Below are 553 nucleotides of genomic sequence, written 5' to 3'. Positions count from 1 at the left end.
CAAGTGATGATAAAGCGAGTGCAATCACTTGAGCACGTGACGGTGCACGATCTTTATGGCGCTTATCCTGATTTCTTTATCGATGTGAATCACGAACATGATCTACTGATGAATCATGATGTGATTGTCTTTCATCATCCTCTTTATATGTATTCATGTCCGGCGTTGTTGAAAGAGTGGTTAGACCGAGTACTCGGCAAGGGCTTTGCGTTTGGCGACGGTTCTGCACTAGAAGGCAAATATTGGCGCAGTGTGATCACCACGGGTGGTAAAGAAGAAGCTTTCAGTGCTAGGGGGTATAACAAGTATCCGTTAGAGCAGATTCTGCAACCGTTCGAGTTGACGGCTGCACTATGTCAGATGCATTGGATGGAGCCGCTGGTGTTGTATTGGTCGCGCAATGTTTCTGATATTGAACGCTATGAACACGCGGAGCAGTATCGTCGATGGCTGAGTAATCCTCTTGATGAGTGGGAAGCGTTGCACCACGGAGGTCAGCATGGCGATAACCAGTGAGTTTCTACAAAGCAGTGTCGTGATTCTGTCGGCGGCG

At 47.9% G+C, this 553-nt stretch carries 1 protein-coding gene; it reads left to right on the top strand.

Going from position 1 to position 553, the window contains the following annotated elements:
• Nucleotides 1-516 (top strand): glutathione-regulated potassium-efflux system ancillary protein KefG (gene kefG, locus R7Q46_RS29405; RefSeq protein ID WP_318078617.1); only part of this gene is annotated, 516 nt, incomplete at its 5' end.
• Nucleotides 517-553: the final 37 nt, after the last annotated feature.

It is taken from the genome of Vibrio sp. 811, assembly GCF_033339195.1.
This window is presented reverse-complemented; position numbering and strand designations above follow the sequence as displayed.